Raw genomic sequence first — 20,238 nt, forward strand, 5'->3', positions numbered from 1 at the left:
AAAAATATCAAATATATCATTCATAAACAGAACAAATATAAATTTCTCTTTATATTTGCAGTCACTCCTGCTTCCATAGCTTCTTACACGGTATATTTTCCGTTGTATGGCAATTCTCTTGAGTTTTTCGAGGTGATTTTCAATGGTAAAGGCAGATAAGAAAAACAAAAAAATAGTTCAGTCCGAAAAGTGTATTGGGTGCGGGATATGCTATTCCGTCTGCCCTGTGAATGCAAAATTAATGAAAAAAGATGATTTTGACCCCGAGACTGCCGAACTCGCAATCCGGATCATCGACGGAGTGGCAATCATCAGTGACGATGTCTGCATCCGTTGCGGAGCCTGCTCAAAGATTTGCCCCGTGGAATCCCTTACTCTGGTTGAGCTTGAAACTGCAACCGCTTAATCTTTGGTAAAAATAGGAAATGCTGTTTTTCAGCATTTCGTTTTTACCCCTTTCAGCGAGGTTCTTATTCCTGAACCGGGATTTCAGAAAACCAGGAACCCTTTTTTCCACATTCTTCAGGGATACCGCTTTAAATTATAGCATTTCTTTTGCCAGTTTTATATCTTCAGCCTTTACGGTTTTTCTGCCTGCATGCTCTGCAAGTTTTATAGCTTCTTTTGAAATCTGAAGTCCATATTCTTCCAGAATCTCCGTAAGGGCCATTCCTGCACTCTCACTTACTCTGTGGGCACCAGCCGTCCTTATCAGGCGTTCGATTGGTGCAAATGGTATAACTTTTGCCATATTATCCTCCAAGCTTCTTTTTGTTAATATAAATTCCTTCTAACCTCTGATTTTGTAATCGGATTCTATAAATACTTTTGCTTATATCGGAGTTTTCTTTACTTCTTATTCAGGTTTTAACCCTTTTTCTCCCCTTTATTTACTTTGTAAAGCCTATTTATCTCTTTTTTTGTTTCTTATTATTTTTATAAGGATTTTCTAATATCCGTGAATTTCTGGAAATCTCTTGCTCTTTTATTTCTATAAACTTTTATTTAATTCCTCTCATTTTATTCTCCCCCTCTTTTTCGAAATCTTGATATTGGATTATTCGAATCTAGTCCAGCATGCTCTTACAGGAACTCCTTGGCATAGATGAAGAGATCTACCTTGTAGAAGAAAGTTACACTGCTCAGAGGACTCCTGAGCTTACGCTCCAGTACCTTAACAGGGTCCGAAACTTTCCGGGCGCGGGAAGCATTCGGCTTATAAGGGTCAGAGAGAAGGGACACACGATGGGATTGCTGTTTTTCAATCCTGCCGATGAAGAAGTTCCTGTGGATTTCTGGTCAGTATTTACCGGAGCCCTTGCGTCAGCTCCTCCAAAGGCCAGTTTTGAAGCCCTTGCAGACTCTATTCTTGCTTCAAATCCCCCTGAAAAGGAAGTCGAACTTTCTTCCGAAATCTGGCGGGACGCAATAAACGAATATTACTCCTTGATGCTTGTCAGCCGGAACCTCTGTCCTGGCTGTTCGGTCAAATCTGAGTCCTACAAAAGTGTTTTTTCAGAAAATCGTGTAAAAAGGGTCACGGAAATTTTTGAGCTTCTCCGAAAAAAAGGCTATTACCCTGAAGGCAGGCTCCTTGAGGTTTGCTGTGGGAACGGAATGTCCACGCTTGCCCTTTACAGGCTCGGGCTGAACCCTCTGGCAGTAGAAATCAATAAGTGTACTGTCTGCCAGGGACTTGAGCAGCAGGTTCTGAACCCTCAAAGGACAGTGATTATGGATGCAACAGCCATTTCAAAATACTTTGAGCCGGGCAGTTTTGACGCGGTAATGGGTTTCATGCTGGGGCTTGTCTACGAATTTAACAAAGGGCTCTGGACCGGCATTATGAGAGAGGCGGTTGCGGTTGCAGCTGACGAGGCTGTCCTGCTCTTTTCCGTAAGCAGCAAACCCGAGATTGAAATTCTTGCCGATACCCTCCTTAAGGCAGGGGTCGAGGGAGAGATTGTAGACAACACGGATTCGGAAGGTACTTATGACCAATGGATCTTTGTAGGGCGAAAGCAAAAAAATATGTTTCCCCGAAAATGAGCTTTCTTTTGTTTAATTTCCTCTTTCTTTCGTTTAATTCTCTTTTTCTTTTGTTTAATTTTCTCTTTCTTTTCTTTCAGCTCTCTTTTTCTTTCTTTTTCCCTCAGTTCAGAAGTTCTTTACTATTGTGTTCTGATTATTTTTCTGGCCCGGGAGCTTCTTTTGGGAAAGAGAAGTCCCTAATGTTAACGGCAGCGAAAAGTATTTACTTGTTAACAATGGTATTAATTAAAATATTCTAATCGATGCAGGACACGTTGTGTTTTGCGTGTGTATCATATTAATCCTCTCCTGAGACATCATGCGGTACCGGAGATTCGGTTATCTACGCCGAATTAAACCCCCATCTCCAGACAAATTGCAGGCTGCTGCAATTAACCGCGATCAGGAGACTAATAATGCTTTGACAGAAACCGCGTCAAAAAACAGGTTCCCATACTCGAAGCTCTGAATTAGTCACTCTGGAAAAGTAGCTTTGAGTATATTCAAATAACCTCTGTTTTTTGATCCGATTTAAGAGGCTCATCCATGCGCGTAAAAATTACTGAAACCGTCCTCCGGGATGCACACCAGTCTCTCCTGGCAACCAGGATGCGGACGAGGGATATGCTCGAAGTGGCTGAACAACTGGACCAGATTGGGTATTTTTCCCTCGAGATGTGGGGAGGTGCTACCTTTGACAGCTCTATTCGCTACCTTAACGAAGACCCCTGGCAGCGCCTCAGGGACCTCAAGAAAAAGATGAACAATACATATGCCCAGATGCTGCTCCGGGGCCAGAACCTTGTAGGGTACAGGCACTATTCGGATGACGTTGTTGAAAAGTTCGTCACCAAAGCCTATGAAAACGGCATTGATATTTTCCGAATTTTTGATGCAGTTAATGATGTCCGGAACATGGAACTTTCAATCAAGGTAGCAAAAGGCCTGGGAGCTCATGTCCAGGGTACGGTCTGCTATACCATAAGCCCGGTACATACCGTAGAAAAATATGTGGAGCTTGCAAAACAGCTTGAAGAGCTGGAATGTGACTCTCTCTGCATCAAGGACATGGCAGGTCTTCTCTCTCCCCATGAAGCTACCCAGATTATCAGTGCCATGAAAAAAGAAATATCAATCCCCATTTCTCTCCACTGCCACTGCACTTCGGGAATGGCCCCGATGAGTTATATGGCAGCCTGTGCTGTTGGAGTAGATGTTCTGGATACGGCTCTTTCTCCCCTTGCCTGGGGAACCTCCCAGCCTCCTACCGAGACCGTTGTTGCAGCTCTCCAGGGGACCCCGTATGATACAGGGCTTGACCTTGGAGCCTTTGAAGAGGCTGTCAGGTATTTCAAAGATCTGAAGGAGAAGTACAGCGGGATCCTGGACCCTATTTCCGAACAGATCGACACCAATGTCCTCATTTACCAGATTCCCGGAGGTATGCTCTCAAATCTTGTTTCTCAGTTAAAAGAGCAAAACGCCCTTGACAAATATGGAGCTGTACTTGAAGAGATGCCAAAGGTCAGAGAAGAACTCGGGTATCCGCCTCTCGTTACTCCTACAAGCCAGATTGTAGGAACACAGGCTGTGCTCAACGTGCTTATGGGAGAACGCTACAAGGTCATTCCCAAAGAGGTAAAGGACTACGTACGCGGACTATACGGGCGCTCTCCTGCCCCGATAAGCCCTGAGATCATAGGAAAGATCATCGGGGACGAAGAACCGATTCATTGCCGTCCTGCCGACCTTCTCAAGCCTGAGTATGAGAAGAGGAAAAAAGAAGCAGAGGAAATGGGCATTGCAAAATCCGAAGAAGATGTCCTTACCTACATTCTTTACCCGGCAATTGCTCCCAAGTTTCTGAAAGGGGAAATGGAAGAAGAGGCCCTGGCAGTTATTCCTCCCGCTCCTGCAGCTCTCCCGGAGTACAAAATCCCTACTCACTTCAAGGTCGAGGTGGACGACGAGGTCTATGAGGTCAAAATCGAGCCTTTTGGCGGCGTTTCCATTTCCGAGGCCGCCCCTAAAAAGCCTAGCGCCGAATCCATTAAAGGCGGCGTTTGCAGCTCGATGCAGGGTATGGTACTTTCCCTGAAGGTAAAGGTGGAAGATGTCGTAAAAGAAGGAGATACCGTTGCAGTCATCGAAGCCATGAAAATGGAAAACACGGTCCATGCTCACTGCTCAGGCGCTGTTAAGGAAATCTTTGTTGCTGAGGGAGATACGGTTGCTCCCGGGGACATTATCCTGTCAATAGAGTGAATTGAGCAAGGTGGAAGGTATTATGTTCAAAAAAGTACTAGTTGCAAATCGCGGTGAAATTGCAATCAGGGTCATGCGTGCCTGCAGAGAGCTCGGAATTTCCACAGTCGCTGTCTGTTCGGAGGCTGATAAAAATGCCCTCTTTGCCAAGTATGCCGATGAGGCCTATCTGATAGGCCCCGCCCCTTCCAGCCAGAGTTACCTGAACATGGAAGCTATCATTGCAGTTGCAAAAAATACCGGATCCGAGGCAATCCATCCAGGCTATGGTTTTCTTTCTGAAAATCCTGCCTTTGCAAAACGTTGCGAGGAAGAGGGTATCATCTTCATCGGGCCTCCGAGTCATGTGATTGCTGAAATGGGAAGTAAAATCAGGGCAAGAAATCTGATGATGAAGGCCGGGGTTCCCGTAGTTCCGGGCACAAAAGATGCAGTTGAGGACGTAAACGAAGCTCTTGAAATCGCTGAGAAAATAGGTTATCCCGTCCTTATCAAGGCATCTGCGGGCGGCGGCGGGATAGGGATGAAAGTCGTGCATTCCATAGAAGAACTTTCCACTTCCCTGAGTTCCACGCAGCAGATGGCAGGTTCGGCTTTCGGAGATTCTTCGGTGTTTATTGAAAAATACGTGGAAGAACCCAGGCACATAGAGATCCAGATCCTTGCTGACGCTTCTGGGAATACCGTTTATCTCTCGGACAGGGAATGTTCTATCCAGAGGAGGCACCAGAAGCTGATCGAAGAGGCTCCTTCCCCTATCATGACTCCCGAACTCAGGAAGCAGATGGGAGAAGCTGCCGTAAAGGTTGCAAAAGCTATCGGTTACATAAATGCAGGAACCGTTGAGTTCCTCTACTCTAAAGGCAATTTCTATTTCCTTGAAGTCAATACCCGTCTGCAGGTGGAGCACGGAATCACCGAAATGATCACAGGGATTGATATTGTGAGGGAACAGCTCAGTATTGCCTGGGGTGAGAAGCTCGAGTTTGATCAGGAAGATATAGTTATTGATGGGCATGCAATCGAATGCAGAATCAATGCTGAAGATCCCTTAAACGACTTTGCCCCATCTCCGGGAAAGATCCGGAGGTACCGTTCGGCGGGAGGGCCCGGAGTAAGGGTGGACAGTGGTGTGCACACCGGGTATACAATCTCTCCATATTACGACTCCATGATTTCCAAGCTCTGCGTCTGGTCAAGAAAAAGAGAGGATGCCATTGCCAGGATGGAAAGGGCTCTTTACGAATATGTGGTCGTAGGAGTAAAAACCAATATCCCCTTCCATAAAGCTGTCATGAGGAACCCGGCATTCCGCAGGGGAGACCTGACAACCGGATTTATCGAAGAGCAGGATATCCTTGAGGCTGTGGAAGATGTCGTTAAGGCTGACAGTGAAAAAGGGGCTACTCTGGCTTCGGCTCTGGAGGCAAAGGATAAAAAGGTCGCAGCGATCACGGCTGCCGTACATGCCTATGTTAACATGGCACAGAAAACACAGCGGTGATCCCGTTTACTCTTTGGAAATCATTAAAAAGAGATTTCCTGATTGTTTGGTATGAACATATGTCTGGACTAAGACAATATATACGGTGGAACGTATACATTTGTATGGGGTGCACGGATGGGAGATAAAAGATCTCGAATTATAAAGGCACTTAAGGATGCACAGAAGACCCCTGTTTCTGGGGAAGACCTGGGGCTCAAGCTTGGGATTTCCAGGACAATGGTATGGAAATATATTAAATCCCTCCAGGCCGACGGATATGAAATCGAATCTTCCCCCAAGAGAGGCTACGTCCTGAAATCCGTGCCTCAACTCCTGTACCCTGATGAGATCCAGATGGGGCTCAAAACCACTCTTCTGGGACAGAAGATCCATTACTTCGAAGAAGTTAGCTCCACTAACAGTGTTGCTAAAGAAATTGCAGCTTCCGAAGAAGAAGGATCTCTTGTTATAGCTGAGGTACAAAAAGTGGGAAGAGGCCGCATGGGCAGGGAATGGATCTCACCTCACGGCGGGATATGGATGTCCGTGATCCTGAAACCTGGGATTCCTCTCAGGCATGCCTCAAGGCTGACCCTTGTAGCCGGGCTTGCAGTTGCAAATGTAATCCGCGATATGGGGCTTGATGCCCGCATTAAGTGGCCAAATGATGTCCGTATCAATGGGAAGAAAGTCTGCGGGATTCTTACCGAAGCAAAAGCTGAAGTGGACCGGGTGGACTATGTCATTCTCGGGATAGGAATCAATGTAAACATGGAGTTAAAGGATATTCCCGAGTCTTTCCGCGCAGGCTCGACCACGCTGAAAGTCGAGACTGGGAAGCATATCAGGAGGGTTTCGTTCCTGCAGGATTTACTCTTTGAACTTGAGCAGCAGTACATAAGGTTCAAGACCCAGCCCTTTTCCCAGATCCTCAATGACTGGCTTGCTCTCTCGGATACCATAGGTAGGGAGGTGAAGGTAACCACCCCTTCAAGGATTATAGAAGGCAAAGCTGTTGGAGTAACTCCGGACGGAGCTCTTATAATCAGGAAATCCGATGATACTAAGGAAGAAATTATTGCAGGTAGATGCATTTATGCTCGTCCCAAATAAACATGAAAGAAAAAGCAGGAAAGGAACAGGTGTCCTGCCTGCATTTTTTTTCTCCTTTCTGGTCTTATTCTTCTTTTCGGTTCTCTTATTTTCAGTCCTTTCTGTCCCGGGTTGTGCAGAAGAGGAAAAACTTCCCATTGTGCTGGTCGATGGTGATGAAATTTATGTGCAGTCCGGAGACTTCCATGATTTCTTGCAAGAGTATCGAATTTACGTAAAAGGTGCTGATACCGAGGGCAGCAGGATCTGGATCGAACTCAGCAGAGACGGGGTTTTCCTGGAAGACGCTATTGTCGGTGAGGGCGACACTTTTGTATATTCGAATAACACTACGGAGATTCTAAACCTCACAGTGGATACTATCTATGGCGGGACAGATGGAGTACTGGTAAGGTTTTCTCCGGTGTATCAGCACCTTAATCCCAAACTTCCCATGCCCCAGAGCCAGCAGATTGCCCCTGTTAACAGCTCTGAGAACAACTCTTCTGTATCTCCTGTACCTGAAGAACACCAGGTAAAGGGTTTTGATATGCCCCTTTTTCTTCTGAGTATCGGAGCTGTTTTTCTGGTAACCGGTATTTTCTCGGGAAGACATAAGGAAAAGTGATCTTCTTTCCGAGTTTCGCTTCCCGAGTTTCGCTTCCCGAGTTTCGCTTCCCGAGTTTCGCTTCGGGAGCACGAGGTCCTTTTCACTCGCTCCGCTCGTTCAAGAGGACTAACTTTCTTGGTTTCTATGATCAGTTTCGTTCCAGAAGGCTAAAAAGAACAAAATCACAGATATTTCTGACTCGTAAATCATCTTCGCTATCTTGTGTTGTCCGAAATATGGTTTCCGGGCTTAAAAAGCATCTATCTCTCTGACTGACAGGCCGTCATGCCCACGGGGCAGAGTAGAGAGAAAAAAGAAAAATTATTTTCTAGGCCCTGGAAATAGATCAAACAATTAATCAGGGTCTGCGGAATAATTTGTTTTAAAAATAAACGTCTTAAAAATAAGCGTCTTAAAAATAAGCGTCTGATTTAACAGGTAGAGGCTGGTTTGAAAGTCAAAACTATTTGTCTAATAGAAGTTGGTTTTAAAAGTGGGAACTGAAGTCTTGAACCAGAGTTCCCAGGTAAAAGGTGAATCTGAGATAGATTTTTTTTAATACCGGTTTTCTGCCGCTGATTTATTACTTTTTCTTCTTCTGCCTTCTCAGTCGTTTGAAGAGAACTTCACATCGCCTTTCTCTATAAGGAGCTTGAGGTCTTCCAGGCTGAGGCGGGCATTTTTCTGCAGCTTTTCGCGGGCATCACTGTGTTTCTGGTTTACTTTGTGCTCATCTTTCGTTAGTTGAAGGTCTTTCAGCCTGTCAAGGTATAACGAGAGTTCTTTTCTATTGCCTGCGATGCTGTTCTTGAGGGGATCTATTTTTTCTTTAATGGAATTTATGTTTGCAATCTTATCCGTGAGCTGAGCATGGTACATATTTGCTTCTTTTCGGATCTCGTCTGCCGCTTTGAAGTTTTCGAGCATTTCCAGGTGGCACGCCTGAGACTCATCCGAAAGTTTCTGAATTTTTTCGTGGAATTCGTCCCCTTCTTTATGAATCCCTTTGGATTCTTTATAGCTCTCCTGAATCTGTGCATGCAATTCGTTTGCCTTCTTTGCAGCTTCAAGGCGCTGGCTCAGGTCTTTTAACTTCTGGAGTATCTTGATTTCTACTGCAAGGGGAAGGTCTTTATTTAAAAAAGCTTCCCGTTCGGCTTCATACGCTCTTGAAAGGGATTCTACGCTCCCGTGAGAGAGTTTGTTGCACTCGTCACGCTTTTCCTTAAGATCCGCAATTCCTGAAAAAAGTTCCTGAGTTTTGGAATTTACGTCGCTCCTTTTCTCCTTGTACTCGCCAATCTGCTTATTAATTTCGTCCCGTTGGTCTCTAAGTGACTGCGCTTTTGCAACCCTTTCTTTTACCTGCTGGTTTAGAGCGTCTCTCTTTTCCTTCAATTCGTCGATATCGGTCCTGTTTATTTTCAGTTCCTTGAAAATCGAAGCCAATTGCCTTTCGCTTTTCTCTATCCTGCTCCTGAGCTCGTTTACCTTGCCCTTGAGCTCCCGTTCATTAAGGTTTGAAAGGTCAGCCGTTGCAGTTTCTGCTGTTGAAACGTCGTTGTTCATGTCCTACCACCCACGTGTTTTCCGAAAATTGTTATGTTTTTTGTTTTTCCCAGTAACTCAAGGCTTCTTCGTGGCTTTTTATTTTGCTGCTGAGCCATTTGTGCTGGGGTTTGTTTTTGGAAATTTCACTGTTCTTGCTTCCGTTATCCTCTTCAAGTTGTTTTTCAGACTCTGTTATCTCTTTTAACTCAAGATTCGAGTTCCTGGCTTCTTCCACCCTGGCTTTGGTTTGCTGGAGAAGACTTTCTCCGACTTCCTTTTCCCTGATGCGTTCCTGCAGGTTCTCCATAAAAGAGTCTATAAGTTTCTGTTCCTCGTCGGACTCGATCTGTCCTTTGAGTTTTTTAATGTCTTCCATTATTTTATCGGCAGTTATCGGATCCAGCTTCGGAAACAGCTCCTTTTCGAGCAGGCCTTCTACCTGATGGTAGTATTGCTGGCGTTTTTCCTTCAGGACCTCTTTGCGCTCCGCCATCTGGGTTCTGGAGATTCTGGCATTTTTTGCGTCTTCTTCAAACTGGTTTATCTTGCTGTCCAGTTCTTCAAACTCCTTTCGGTATTCTTCCAGAAACCTTCTGTGTTTTTCCACAACCCCGGAAATCAGTTCCTCTTCTGTCAGCATTCTGACCCCGGCTTCTTCGATATTTCCGCTCACAGTATCACGATTTTGCAATTTTATTTTTATATATTTTATTTTTATCCGGCTCCCGGAGAGCCAGCCCGGAAATTTAAGCCGGGAATTGCCATATACCATTTGCCGTTAACACAATTCAGCGTTAAACAGGAGTTTTTTCAAACTCTGAATGCCTGGGCATGTGGTACGCAGTCGATCACGATTACGGAGTCAGGATCGATAAGCCCGCACTTTATGGCACATTTGATTGTTTTTTCCCCGAAAAGATTTGCAGTCGTAGCTTCTTCCAGGGCCTTCTGAAGCTCTTCTTCGGAGGCGAGCTCCTCTCCGTAGAAAGCCTCGTTGATCTCTACGACGCTGTTGCCATGTTTCAGGGCTTTTCCGAGCACTTCCTTATCACAGGCCGCAACAAGCACGTGCCCTCCATTTTTATAGATTTTTAGATACATATTTACCCTTTTTAAATACTATTTCGCCCTTTTAGTATTTACAGCTTAACCATCATTATTTTGTTTATGGGTAGACGCTCCCGCCTGCGGGAATTTCTGGTATTCTGGAACTTCTCTCAGGTTTGTAATATCCGCCGTTTTTTGAATCAATTAATGAGCCTGATATGGTTCTGGTCTGGAGAAAGAATGTCTCCTCTCTGCTTCATTTTCTTTATATACTCCTCGGCATGTCCTCTATCGATCCCGTGCTCGTTTTCCGCCTCTGCGTAAACTTCTTCGAGAGGGGCTTTGGCGCCTGTATGTCGCTCACAAACCTTTTTTATTATGTCCTTAAGGAGCTTTATTTTATTTCTCTGGCTCATGCTTGTGCCCGAAGCAAGGATGTCTGCATCGAGGGCTCCGGTTTCCGGATCAACACCCACGTTTTTAAGGCAGTTCATGGTAATTCTTATAGTCCGTTTTGCATCTTCCAGAGTGACAACATTGCTCAGGCGTATTCTTGCACTGGCTTCCGAGAGGCGAACAAGCGCCTCAAGCTGCCTTGCAGTCACGGGTACGGGCGTATTCTTGCCTTCTCCGCTTTTCCTGAGGCCCGTATAGAAATCGATAAGGTGCTGCCTTGCATCTTCTTCCATTACAGGGTACACATTTTTCCGTGCATATGCAACATACTTCCGCATAATTTCTGCCTGGATTACAGGCTCGATTACTTCCAATTCCGCATCAACAAAATCTTCCGTGACCTTGGAGCCCGGAAGCTTCAGTCGCTGTTCGGAGAGTTCTCCCGCATAATGCGACTGCAGGATATGGTTTGCAATCCTGCTGTCCAGGGCATGGTTCGGGGTATCGAGCAAAACGAAGATAAGGTCGAAACGGGAAAGCAGTGCCGGAGGCATGCTGATCTGCTCTGCAAGTCCTTCATACCTATCAAAACGGCCATACTTGGGGTTTGCAGCTCCCAGGAGGGCACAGCGAGACTTCAGGGTTGCAATGATCCCGGCTTTGGCTACGCTTATTGTCTGCTGTTCCATTGCTTCGTGCAGGGCACTCTTGTCCTCGGTTTTCATCTTGTCCATTTCGTCAACTGCAGCAATCCCCATGTCAGCCATCACAAGGGCCCCGCCTTCTATAGTCCACCTGCCATCATTCATGTCGTCCTTAACGGCAGCCGCGGTCAAACCACTTGCAGATGCACTTCGCCCTGAAGCAAAGACCCCTCTTGGGGAAAGCTTAACCACATAACGCAGCAGCTGACTTTTTGCAATACCGGGGTCGCCTACAAGCATCATATGGATATCGCCTCTGATTCTCGCTCCGTCAGGAAGGTTTTTCACAACCCCTGAAAAGAGCTGGAGGGCAAGGGCTTCTTTAATATCTTCGTATCCGTAGATCGAGGGGGCAATGGACCCTATAATTTTTTCATAGATTGCCGGGTCGCGGGAAAGCTCAAGGATCTGTTCCTCGTCTTCGGGAGTTATTTCAAGTTCGTCAAAATCTTTGTCCAGGCGTTCGATGGAATTTGCTTCCAGCACCAGGTCGTAAAAGGTGGATTTTCCGTCTTTAAGGGCTCGCTGCCTTGACTTCAGGATCCCGTTAATGATGACGCGGTCTCCGGGAGTGATATTTCCTGTGAGATCGTCTTCGGTATCCACTTCCAGACTCTGCGGCTGCGACCCTCCTTTCAGGTTTTCCGGGGACTCCTGAATCTGGAGTTTCTGAGCATCTATAAAGGTGGAATCTTCGATTGAAACCTTAAAAGGCCCTTTTTTTCCGCAATTGTCTCCTTCACAGCCTGCATAGGGCTCTTCGAATTTGAAGCTGTTCTGCTCGACAAGGGTAAGGTGTCCGCACCTTAAGCATTGGAAAGCGGCTTCTGTAATCCTTGGCCTGACCTCCGTAGCTTTCCTGATCATGCCTTCGATTGCAACAAAGCGGGAGAGGTGTTTGCTTCTCAGTTCCCTTATAGGGATCCTGTTAGGGATTTTAATGACTCTTACATGCGCCTGCTCAAGGCTCTTTTCTACAGGCAGGTCAATTTCTTTCAGGGCGGCTTCGGCTGCAAATATGAGTTCTCCGGGGTGCTCAAGCAACTCTTTCGAAAGCTCCCTGTCAAACTTTTCCATATCGGTGAAATCCACCTCAAGGCTTCGCTGGTCAGGATATTCGTTTGCAAGCTGGAGGATTTCATTCCAGTAGTAGTCTTTAAAGAACTTTTTTAGCTTCTCGCCCCACTTGCTTTCTGTTTCGGTCATGGCGCTCTCAAAAATATTTGGGTTTTATGTAAAATTTTCATTTGTGATCCGGTTAAAAGTGACCCCAAAAAGAGTTAAAAAACGTACAATAGATTTTGATGTAAAACGGGTGTATTATCATATGAACTTTTCTGTGCTTTCCGAATCTTCGACTTTTTGCAGGTTTTCGGCTTCCGTTGCAAATCCCATTTTTCTCTCTGTTTTCCGGATTATCCCCCTCAGGGTCTGGACCTCTCTCGGAGTCAGCCCGGCCCTTCCTAATATCCTCCTCAGCATCAGGGAAGTCTTGTCTTTTTTATGTGCCGGGTAGTCTATTTCTTCAAGCAGTTCGTCCAGGTGCCCGTACAGGAGCTGCAGGTCAAAGCCTTCTGCAAGCGGGTTGTTTCCTCCCTCAAGTTCCGAAAGCTCGTACAGCACAATTGAAACCGCATGAGATAGGTTCATAATCGGGTAGATCTCGGAGGTCGGAACCGTGATGAGCATGTCAAAACTTTTAAGTTCGTCATTGTTAAAGCCGTTGTCTTCACGCCCGAAGAGGACTGCAATAGTGCCGCTGTATTCTTTGATTTTTTCTTTGAATTCCCTTGCCGGATAAAGGGGAAGACGGATATGTTCCCCTGTCTTCAGGCTTGAGGCTCCTGTTGTCCCAACGAGCAGGTCTGCCCCTCGAACGGCTTCTTCAAGGGTTGAGGTAATTCTTGCCCCTTCGAGAACGTCCCTTGCGTGGGAAGCCATTGCTCTTGCCTGTCCTTCAAGCTCACAGGGATTTACCAGAACCAGGTCCGAATATCCGAAGTTTTTCATTGCTCTTGCAACCGACCCCACATTTCCCTGATACATGGGTTCTACAAGCACTACGCGAATCTCAAGTGACAAAATTCTCAATCCTTAATACTTTTTTATTACTTAAAATCAGTTTTCAAGGGTGATTGCATCTTCCGTACAGACAGTAACACACATTCTGCAGCCCAGACAGTAGGAGGGGTCTTTCAAGACACAGACCTTTCTCCCGTCTTTTTCTTCTATGGAGTAAATCCTCGGCCCTTTCGGACAAGCAGCTTTGCATTTTCCACAGCCTGTGCATTTCTTTTCATCAATATAGATTTTCATACTGGCTATTTTCCATTTATTATATAGTTTATCACACTGGATTTTTCATTTATAATTCTCTTTTTATTTTTATTCTTTGCCAGTTGGAATCTTTTTAGTCTTTAAGTATTCACAGAACCCCTGTTTATATCTCCTGTTTATTTATCTTGCTCATATCTCCTTTTCATCTCTTTTGCCCATTTTTTTCTGCCCTTTTCTTCGATTAATTTCCCTGAATTCCGGTATCAGGCTTTTCAGGTTTATAAGGGGAAGGATAATATTCAAGGATTAACGTTTCCGGAATTTTCAGGGATAAAATGCTCCCGATGAGTTATATCCTCTCTAAATGGGAAGAAATCTTGGATTCAAAAGCCTTTCATGCGTTTAATTTATAAATAAGGCTATTTTAAGGATAAATGGTGATTAAATGGATCTTGAAAAGATTCTGAAAGATACCTTTAGAGGAGAGACCACCGAAGTTGGATGGTACCTGGCAATGTCCAAGGTTGCTGAACAGGAAGGGTTTGCAGATGTTGCAGTCTACCTCCGTCAGATTGCAATGGATGAAGCCTGGCATGCTACAGAAGTGGCTGAAATTCTGGGGCTTGTGAAAGGCACAACAATTGAAAACCTTGAAATGATGCTTGAAGGGGAAAGCAAAGCCGAGGTCGAAAAAGCCGAAGCTGCAGAACTTGCACGGAAAGAAGGCAATACCAGAGCCGCTCTTTTCTTCGAGAGGGCATCCCTTGACGAAGCAAGACACAAAGCAGGGCTCAGGGGTTTTCTGGAAAGGATAAAAAAGCAGCAGTAAAAACTATTAACGGATCTACTGATCCGTTCTTTCCCAGCAGAGTTGCGGCTCTGCAGTGCGCTGTCCTTTTCGCTACGCTTTGCTCCGCTCAAGAGGACTAAAAAAGGACTAAATTCTAGATATTTCTTACCCAGACAACCTTATTCGCTGTATTTTGTCATTTTTGTCCTGGTAGAGTTGCGGCTCTGCAGCCCGAATTGCGCCTCGGGAGTACGCGGTCCTCGCTTTGCTCAAGCAGACTACTTTATAGTAAAGTTGGGAGCTTCGCTCAAGCGGATGAACTTAAAAACGATAGTAAAATAAAGAGACGCAGGAGAGCGTTTTTCCCAAAAGACAAAAGAGAGCGGAGAGATGAACTAGAACGGAAATAAAAGCCGTCAAGTAAAAACGACTGGTGGCGCTTGTAAGAAATTAACTTAAGTGACCTGTGGAACCAATAAATCTTTTTTTGCTTTTTCTTCTTTTTTGCAGGGCCGCCAGACAAGCTGGCGGAGACGTTTTTATTTTTCGTGAATTTAAATGAGGTTTTCGAAGTCAACCGCAACCGATTAATCCGAAACCAGCCGCGCATTTGCTCCGGAAATTTAATTCACTCTCTTAAACAGGTCTTTGTGGCACATAGAATTTATATTGTTTCGAGCAATATATTATCTGGTCTGGTCCCCTTTTACGGGTCCAGAAGTTTAAAATCTCTTTAATCCGGAAGGGTGCCGGATTATCGAGGTTCTTTGGTTATGGAAGGGGTCTAATTTCCTGGGGCTAAAACAGGTTTACGGCTAAAACAGGTTTACATATCTGTTTTTGCACGGGGCAAAGCTATTGTTCGGGAACTTTACTGTTCATCAATCTTAGTTTTTGCTCTGATGTCTGGACATCGGGCTCAGGCTAAGCGATAATTAGATCCTGAAACAAATTTGGAACTATTTACTTGGAGTGTGTAAAAATATGACAAAAGAATATGTTAAAGGCGACCTTCCTGAGAAGGCTGCAATCCTGCAAAGAGATGGAGAAACCTATGCAATTGCTCCCCACATTCCCGGAGGGATCGTATATCCGGAGACCCTCAGAAAGATTGCAGACATTGCAGAAAAGTATGGAGCTGCGGCTCTGAAAGTTACCTCAGCCCAGAGAATTGCGATTGTAGGTCTCAAGGAAGAAAACCTGGATGCAGCCTGGGGTGAACTGGGCATGAGTCCGGGAGCTGCCATCGGGCTCTGTGTCCGGAGTATAAAAATCTGCCCAGGGACTACGTTTTGTAAGAGGGGAAAACAGGATTCAGTCGGACTTGGCCTGAAGCTTGACAAAAAATACCACGGAATGCAGCTTCCCTCCAAATTCAAAATGGCTGTTTCAGGTTGTCCGAATTCCTGTTCCGAAACGAGCATAAAGGACCTGGGTATCATGGGGACAGCAAAAGGCTATAACCTGACTGTTGGAGGAAGCGCAGGGCCGAGTCCGAGGCTTGGGGATCTGGTGGCAAAGGATCTTTCCGAGGAGCAGGTGCTGGATCTTGTTGAAAAGATAATTAATTTTTACAAAGGTTATGGGAAACCGAAAAGGCTTGGAAAAGTTATAGACGAGATCGGGATTGAGAAATTCAAAGAAGAGATCGGGCTGTAACGAGATCAGTTTGTAAAGAGCTCAGTCTGTGAAGAGCTCAGGCTGTAAGCAGTTCTCTATCCAACTTAGGAATGACGAAAATATAACTTATAAATTTCAGCTTGGGAATTGATCGATCGTTACACTTTCCCCGATAACCATTCTCGGCAACAAAATTCCTTGACATTATATTTGATTCATTCCTTAATAAGAGTTAAGCAGAAAGAATACTGGATTTTTCAGAGCAAAAGGGACTTTCAGGCATCTATGGGAATCTCATCTGGATGTTCCTTTTCTCATATTTTTTCGATTCTATTTGCTTCGGTTTTTCAATCTAGTTTTCAGTTTTTTTCGAGTCATTTTTTCTTTTTCAGCAATTTTCTTTCTCTCTGAAGTCCTTTTCCCATTTTCAGCAATTTTCTTTCTCTCTGAAGTCCTTTTTTCCCATTTTCAGCAGGAAGAATTTCAGAATGGGACTTTATAATCCATTTATTATAATTTTCCGTCTCTCTTCCGAATTTTCTTTTTCTCACCCTGTTGGACTTCTTAAATTTTTCCCCTGTTTTCGCGCCTCTTGCGAGCTTTTCGATGGATTGTATGATAAAGATAATGTTTAAATATAATAGATACAAAGACTAACAGACTATTCAAACCTTATACAGACAGTTGCTACGGTTCCTGTTCTGTCTTTACTGTTATTGATATTCTATGACATTAGCGATACTTCTTTAGCAGTATCAGTTCTCAGTTTTTACCCATATATAGGAGGAATAAATTATTAGCAGTGAGATGGCATACTTCTCTGGGCTCACGGATGCACTCCGACTGACGTTTGTCCAGATAATGATACTTAGCACAATAGCCATTGTGGTTTTCTTATACGGTATGATCCTTAACTTCCAGAAATGGGGAGCAGGGGTGACAGGCTATGCCCTTGAACCTCAGGCAGGAAGTAAGGGAAGCGCGATCAGGTTTTTAAAGACCTGGTGGGGACAGGTAGTAGAGGAATCCCACCACGGACACGGAAAGCCTATCCTGGAGGTTCTGATCCTCGACATTTTGTTCCAGAGAAGAATCCTTAAGAGAAGCCCTCTTCGCTGGTTCATGCACTTCACGATTTTTGCAGGCTGGATGACTCTGTTTGCCCTTTCCGGGCTTATGTTTGCAGTCGAAATGACTGAAAAGTTCGGAATCGAACTCCCGTTTACCCCCGCTGAATTTAGGGAGTTCCTTTCCATCCCGAACTATATCTTTGGATACATCCTGCTTATCGGAGTCCTCATTGCATTAGTCAGGAGAATCGTTGTCTCGGATGTAAGGGAAGCTTCCATCATGTATGACTGGATCCTTATCGGAGGAGTCTTTTTGGTCACTATTTCCGGTTTTGTCGCCGATGGTATCAGGACCGGAATTATCTGGGGCTTTGGACTTGATCCTACCACAGCACCACCGGCAGCTCTCTTCCACTCTGTGATTTCCCTGTTCTTCTGTATCGCATACATCCCGTACAGCAAGTACATACACGTAATCGCCACCCCGCTTGCAATCCTTGCAAACAAGGGAGGAGAATAAAATGGCAAAAAAAACTCCATCAATTGACACCAAAAACCTTACAGCAGTCCAGCTCATGGAGCTAGACTCATGCACCCGCTGCGGTGAATGTGTAAAATGGTGTCCAACTTATGCAGCTTCCGGTCAGAAGCCCGGGTTAGCACCCAGGGACAAAATTCTACGCTGGAGGCAGTACATGAACAAATCCTACGGGCTTAAAGCAAAACTTTTCGGCCCTACGGAAATCCCCCAGTCCGAACTTGAAGAATTCAAAGACGATGTTCACGGCTGTACCACCTGTGGTATCTGTGCAACTGTCTGTGAATCCGGTATCAACACCGTTGAACTCTGGGAATCCCTGAGGACAAACCTTGTTAAGAAAGGAATCGGTCCCTTTGGAAAGCAGGGAATGTTCCCAAAACTTATAGGACAATACCACAACCCCTACCTGCTTGACCAGAAAGACAGGCTTGCCTGGGTGCCTCCGGACGTAAAGATTGCCGACAAGGCAAACATCGTCTACTTCACAGGCTGTACTGCAGGGTACAAGCAGCTTGCTCTGGCCTTTGCAACTTCCCGTGTGCTTAATAAGCTGGGCATCGAGTTTACCATGCTCGGGGAAGATGAATGGTGCTGTGGTTCTGCCCTTATCAGGACAGGCCAGGTCCATGTCAATGACGTAGCAAAGGAGCTTGCAAAGCACAATGTGGAAGCCATTAAGGCAAAGGGAGCCACAAAGGTTCTCTACGCATGTGCGGGCTGCTTCCGTGCCTCCAAAGTCGACTGGCCAAGGCTCTTAGGAGAAGAACTGCCCTTTGAAGTAGTCCACATTACCGAGTTCCTTGAAGACCTGATCAAAAAAGACAAAATCAAATGGGAAAAATCTCTGGATAAAACAGTCACCTATCACGACCCATGCCACCTGGGCCGCCATGTTGGGGTCTTTGAGCCTCCGAGATATGTGCTTTCTCATATTCCCGGTGTCAAGTTTGTCGAGATGGACAGGGTTAAGGAATTCCAGCGCTGCTGTGGAGCAGGTGGCGGTGTAAAGGCAGGTATCCCCGATCTTGCCCTTTCAGTTGCAGAGTCTCGTGTTAAGGACGCCCTCGATACTAACGCCGATGTCCTCTCAAGCGCATGTCCCTTCTGTAAGAGGAACCTTATGGATGGTCGTGACTCTCTCAAAGCCGATATTGAAGTTGAAGACGTTATCGTACTGGTCGCCCAGGCGCTCGGGCTCAGCGTAGAGTAACCCAAAAAAGAGTGAAAGCTGTTTTCCAGCTTTCTTCATTTCTCTTTTTTTCTATCCCGTATTTTACTGTCTTATAGTAAGGCTTAAATACCGATACTTTCTTCCCCTTTCATATGCAGATCCCCTACGAATTTCTAGGAAAAATCTTCGTCCTTATGCTGTTCCTGGCCCTTTTGGGCACCGGGCTCGCCCTTTTGATAGGGGCTTATTCGTTTAAAAAGCACAGAATCATTTTTCCGGACTTCGTATTATTCACATTGTATCTTTTCTATTCTCCTGCAAAATGGATCTGCAGAGTTTTCCGGATAAGGGGCACCCTTGTTGATGATATTCTGATTGATGTCCGGAATGCTGTTATGTATGATGATTTCCTTAATATAAAAGGGAGAAGAATGTTGCTTCTCCCGCAGTGTCTGCGCCATCCCAGTTGTAAGGCAAGGTGCGACCCTGTTTATGGTTATGAGTGCAAGCGGTGTGGGCTTTGCGATATCGCAAAACTCTGTGACGCTGCTGACAGGTGCAATTTTAAAGTTTTCGTAGTTCCGGGGGGGAGTTTTGTTAAGAAGATTTTCAAAGAATACAGGCCTGAAGCCTGTTTGGGGGTTGCCTGTTATAATGAGCTTTCGGAGAACATGCAGGCTGTTTCATTTGTCCCTGTTCAGGGGGTTCTTCTCCTCAAGGATGGTTGCTTCAATACGGAAGCAAATGTTGAGGAAATAATCCAAAAAATGGAGATGTGCAATGTATAACATTATCGGGCAGGCTCTTTTTATCTCAATGCTGGCATCCTTCATCCTTTCAGGTATGGCGCTGCTTGTCAGCCGGTGGAGCCTTACACGCAGCGTCTATCTTGCAGGTTTTTTTGCGGATGTTCTTGACTTCTTTTATCTGCCTCTGAGACAGATTTTTCTCAAGTTTTCGGATACTCGCGTTCTGGACAAGTGGATGGCGTCTCTAAAAAACCGGGCTCATAAGTCTGCTTTTGCGAAAACAAAGAAAAGGATTGTCCTTGCCCCTCATTGTATGCGCAGCCTCGACTGTCCTGCCCATTCCACACAGACCGGAATCCAGTGCAAGTCCTGCGGAAAATGCGTCTTTACCCAGTTAAAAAAGGATGCTGAGAAATACGGGTATAAGGTGTTTATCCTCACAGGCTCCTCATATGTGAAAAATATCCTTAAAATGGAGGCTTCAGATGGTGTCCTTCTTATTGCCTGTGATTATGAAATCAACAAAGTCATGCGGGCTCTCAAAGGAAAAAAAGTGACAACTTATGGAATTCCCATGGAAAACGATGGTTGTTTCGGGACAGTGGTGGATTACCAGAAAGTGCTTGAGGTTTTTGAAGATTTTAAAAGTTTTCCCTCACTTTGAAATACATATCAATGTTTTCTGTCGATTTGTCTCATCTTTTTACTCTTTTCCCACTTCTTCTCTTTTTCTTAACCCAATCGTAATTTTAAATTAAGATTGACACTTTAAATTAGCTCTTGATTGAATATAAGTGAAGTTCAGATTATTTCATGACATTTTTGAAGGTACTACTTT

Annotated in this window: 20 protein-coding genes; 12 read left to right on the forward strand and 8 right to left on the reverse strand. The window is 45.1% G+C overall.

Annotation, left to right across the window (positions count from 1 at the left end; genetic code table 11):
- Positions 1-142: 142 nt before the first annotated feature.
- The gene (locus MA_RS03525; RefSeq protein WP_011020716.1) at positions 143-406 is read left to right on the forward strand and encodes a 4Fe-4S binding protein; all 264 of its coding nucleotides are present in this window, start codon (positions 143-145) and stop codon (positions 404-406) included.
- Between the two features lie 135 nt (positions 407-541).
- On the opposite strand, the gene MA_RS03530 is transcribed toward MA_RS03525, so the two are convergent.
- Positions 542-763, reverse strand: coding sequence for a histone family protein (locus tag MA_RS03530; protein ID WP_226990742.1), 222 nt, complete (start codon positions 761-763; stop codon positions 542-544).
- Between the two features lie 314 nt (positions 764-1,077).
- Between MA_RS03530 and MA_RS03535 the strand changes: the two genes are divergently transcribed.
- The 5 genes from MA_RS03535 (at position 1,078) to MA_RS03555 (ending at position 7,502) form a co-directional block, all read left to right on the forward strand.
- A complete protein-coding gene (locus MA_RS03535; protein ID WP_011020718.1) occupies positions 1,078-2,049 on the forward strand; it encodes a class I SAM-dependent methyltransferase in 972 nt (323 codons plus the stop codon).
- Between the two features lie 528 nt (positions 2,050-2,577).
- The gene (oadA, locus tag MA_RS03540; protein WP_011020719.1) at positions 2,578-4,296 is read left to right on the forward strand and encodes a sodium-extruding oxaloacetate decarboxylase subunit alpha; all 1,719 of its coding nucleotides are present in this window, start codon (positions 2,578-2,580) and stop codon (positions 4,294-4,296) included.
- A gap of 22 nt (positions 4,297-4,318) precedes the next feature.
- A complete protein-coding gene (locus tag MA_RS03545) occupies positions 4,319-5,800 on the forward strand; it encodes an acetyl-CoA carboxylase biotin carboxylase subunit (protein ID WP_011020720.1) in 1,482 nt (493 codons plus the stop codon).
- A 117-nt stretch (positions 5,801-5,917) separates the two neighbouring features.
- Entirely contained in the window at positions 5,918-6,895 is a 978-nt protein-coding gene (locus MA_RS03550) for a biotin--[acetyl-CoA-carboxylase] ligase (protein ID WP_011020721.1), read from the forward strand.
- Positions 6,879-7,502 carry an S-layer protein domain-containing protein gene (locus tag MA_RS03555; RefSeq protein ID WP_048064946.1) on the forward strand — a complete coding sequence of 208 codons (624 nt, stop codon included), beginning with the start codon at positions 6,879-6,881 and terminating at the stop codon, positions 7,500-7,502. The genes MA_RS03550 and MA_RS03555 overlap by 17 nt, the downstream gene beginning before the upstream one ends.
- 588 nt (positions 7,503-8,090) lie before the next feature.
- Here MA_RS03555 and MA_RS03560 read toward each other — a convergent pair.
- The 6 genes from MA_RS03560 to MA_RS03585 all read right to left on the reverse strand — a co-directional run bounded on the left by MA_RS03560 (position 8,091) and on the right by MA_RS03585 (position 13,498).
- Positions 8,091-9,053, reverse strand: a complete 963-nt coding sequence (locus MA_RS03560; protein WP_011020723.1) for a coiled-coil protein — start codon at positions 9,051-9,053, stop codon at positions 8,091-8,093.
- Positions 9,054-9,084: 31 nt separating this feature from the next.
- Entirely contained in the window at positions 9,085-9,708 is a 624-nt protein-coding gene (locus tag MA_RS03565; protein ID WP_048066125.1) for a hypothetical protein, read from the reverse strand.
- A gap of 137 nt (positions 9,709-9,845) precedes the next feature.
- Positions 9,846-10,136: a DUF424 domain-containing protein gene (locus MA_RS03570; protein ID WP_011020725.1), complete on the reverse strand. Its 291-nt coding sequence runs from the start codon at positions 10,134-10,136 to the stop codon at positions 9,846-9,848.
- Positions 10,137-10,282: 146 nt separating this feature from the next.
- Positions 10,283-12,388 (reverse strand): minichromosome maintenance protein MCM, encoded by a 2,106-nt coding sequence (locus tag MA_RS03575; RefSeq protein ID WP_011020726.1) that lies wholly within the window; start codon positions 12,386-12,388, stop codon positions 10,283-10,285.
- 117 nt (positions 12,389-12,505) lie between these two features.
- Positions 12,506-13,264 carry an RNA methyltransferase gene (locus tag MA_RS03580; protein ID WP_048064947.1) on the reverse strand — a complete coding sequence of 253 codons (759 nt, stop codon included), beginning with the start codon at positions 13,262-13,264 and terminating at the stop codon, positions 12,506-12,508.
- A gap of 36 nt (positions 13,265-13,300) precedes the next feature.
- Positions 13,301-13,498: a 4Fe-4S dicluster domain-containing protein gene (locus MA_RS03585; RefSeq protein WP_011020728.1), complete on the reverse strand. Its 198-nt coding sequence runs from the start codon at positions 13,496-13,498 to the stop codon at positions 13,301-13,303.
- A gap of 406 nt (positions 13,499-13,904) precedes the next feature.
- On the opposite strand from MA_RS03585, the gene MA_RS03590 reads away from it, so the two are divergent.
- Entirely contained in the window at positions 13,905-14,288 is a 384-nt protein-coding gene (locus MA_RS03590) for a ferritin-like domain-containing protein (RefSeq protein ID WP_011020729.1), read from the forward strand.
- A gap of 945 nt (positions 14,289-15,233) precedes the next feature.
- On the forward strand, positions 15,234-15,908 hold the full coding sequence (locus tag MA_RS03595) for an NAD(P)/FAD-dependent oxidoreductase (RefSeq protein WP_048064948.1): 675 nt from the start codon (positions 15,234-15,236) through the stop codon (positions 15,906-15,908).
- Positions 15,909-16,243: 335 nt separating this feature from the next.
- Here MA_RS03595 and MA_RS26490 read toward each other — a convergent pair whose 3' ends face one another.
- Positions 16,244-16,420 (reverse strand): hypothetical protein, encoded by a 177-nt coding sequence (locus tag MA_RS26490; protein ID WP_157860094.1) that lies wholly within the window; start codon positions 16,418-16,420, stop codon positions 16,244-16,246.
- Positions 16,421-16,676: 256 nt separating this feature from the next.
- On the opposite strand from MA_RS26490, the gene hdrE reads away from it, so the two are divergent.
- The 4 genes from hdrE to MA_RS03615 all read left to right on the forward strand — a co-directional run bounded on the left by hdrE (position 16,677) and on the right by MA_RS03615 (position 20,064).
- Complete coding sequence (gene hdrE / locus MA_RS03600; protein ID WP_048064949.1) at positions 16,677-17,459, forward strand: dihydromethanophenazine:CoB--CoM heterodisulfide reductase subunit HdrE; 783 nt, start codon at positions 16,677-16,679, stop codon at positions 17,457-17,459.
- A gap of 1 nt (position 17,460) precedes the next feature.
- The gene (gene hdrD / locus MA_RS03605) at positions 17,461-18,690 is read left to right on the forward strand and encodes a dihydromethanophenazine:CoB--CoM heterodisulfide reductase subunit HdrD (protein ID WP_011020733.1); all 1,230 of its coding nucleotides are present in this window, start codon (positions 17,461-17,463) and stop codon (positions 18,688-18,690) included.
- Positions 18,691-18,803: 113 nt separating this feature from the next.
- Positions 18,804-19,439 (forward strand): DUF116 domain-containing protein, encoded by a 636-nt coding sequence (locus MA_RS03610; protein ID WP_011020734.1) that lies wholly within the window; start codon positions 18,804-18,806, stop codon positions 19,437-19,439.
- Positions 19,432-20,064, forward strand: a complete 633-nt coding sequence (locus MA_RS03615) for a DUF116 domain-containing protein (RefSeq protein WP_011020735.1) — start codon at positions 19,432-19,434, stop codon at positions 20,062-20,064. The genes MA_RS03610 and MA_RS03615 overlap by 8 nt, the downstream gene beginning before the upstream one ends.
- The last annotated feature ends 174 nt before the right edge of the window (positions 20,065-20,238 follow it).

This window comes from Methanosarcina acetivorans C2A (genome assembly GCF_000007345.1).
In the GTDB taxonomy this organism is placed as follows: Archaea; Halobacteriota; Methanosarcinia; order Methanosarcinales; family Methanosarcinaceae; genus Methanosarcina; species Methanosarcina acetivorans.

What these genes read in the sequence shown, in the direction of transcription:
- MA_RS03525 (WP_011020716.1), top strand. Translation starts at nt 143, where the DNA reads ATGGTAAAGGCAGATAAGAAAAACAAAAAAATAGTTCAGTCCGAAAAG.
- MA_RS03535 (WP_011020718.1), top strand. Translation starts at nt 1,078, where the DNA reads ATGCTCTTACAGGAACTCCTTGGCATAGATGAAGAGATCTACCTTGTA.
- oadA (WP_011020719.1), top strand. Translation starts at nt 2,578, where the DNA reads ATGCGCGTAAAAATTACTGAAACCGTCCTCCGGGATGCACACCAGTCT.
- MA_RS03545 (WP_011020720.1), top strand. Translation starts at nt 4,319, where the DNA reads ATGTTCAAAAAAGTACTAGTTGCAAATCGCGGTGAAATTGCAATCAGG.
- MA_RS03550 (WP_011020721.1), top strand. Translation starts at nt 5,918, where the DNA reads ATGGGAGATAAAAGATCTCGAATTATAAAGGCACTTAAGGATGCACAG.
- MA_RS03555 (WP_048064946.1), top strand. Translation starts at nt 6,879, where the DNA reads ATGCTCGTCCCAAATAAACATGAAAGAAAAAGCAGGAAAGGAACAGGT.
- MA_RS03560 (WP_011020723.1), bottom strand. Translation starts at nt 9,053, where the DNA reads ATGAACAACGACGTTTCAACAGCAGAAACTGCAACGGCTGACCTTTCA.
- MA_RS03570 (WP_011020725.1), bottom strand. Translation starts at nt 10,136, where the DNA reads ATGTATCTAAAAATCTATAAAAATGGAGGGCACGTGCTTGTTGCGGCC.
- MA_RS03575 (WP_011020726.1), bottom strand. Translation starts at nt 12,388, where the DNA reads ATGACCGAAACAGAAAGCAAGTGGGGCGAGAAGCTAAAAAAGTTCTTT.
- MA_RS03585 (WP_011020728.1), bottom strand. Translation starts at nt 13,498, where the DNA reads ATGAAAATCTATATTGATGAAAAGAAATGCACAGGCTGTGGAAAATGC.
- MA_RS03590 (WP_011020729.1), top strand. Translation starts at nt 13,905, where the DNA reads ATGGATCTTGAAAAGATTCTGAAAGATACCTTTAGAGGAGAGACCACC.
- MA_RS03595 (WP_048064948.1), top strand. Translation starts at nt 15,234, where the DNA reads ATGACAAAAGAATATGTTAAAGGCGACCTTCCTGAGAAGGCTGCAATC.
- hdrE (WP_048064949.1), top strand. Translation starts at nt 16,677, where the DNA reads ATGGCATACTTCTCTGGGCTCACGGATGCACTCCGACTGACGTTTGTC.
- hdrD (WP_011020733.1), top strand. Translation starts at nt 17,461, where the DNA reads ATGGCAAAAAAAACTCCATCAATTGACACCAAAAACCTTACAGCAGTC.
- MA_RS03610 (WP_011020734.1), top strand. Translation starts at nt 18,804, where the DNA reads ATGCAGATCCCCTACGAATTTCTAGGAAAAATCTTCGTCCTTATGCTG.
- MA_RS03615 (WP_011020735.1), top strand. Translation starts at nt 19,432, where the DNA reads ATGTATAACATTATCGGGCAGGCTCTTTTTATCTCAATGCTGGCATCC.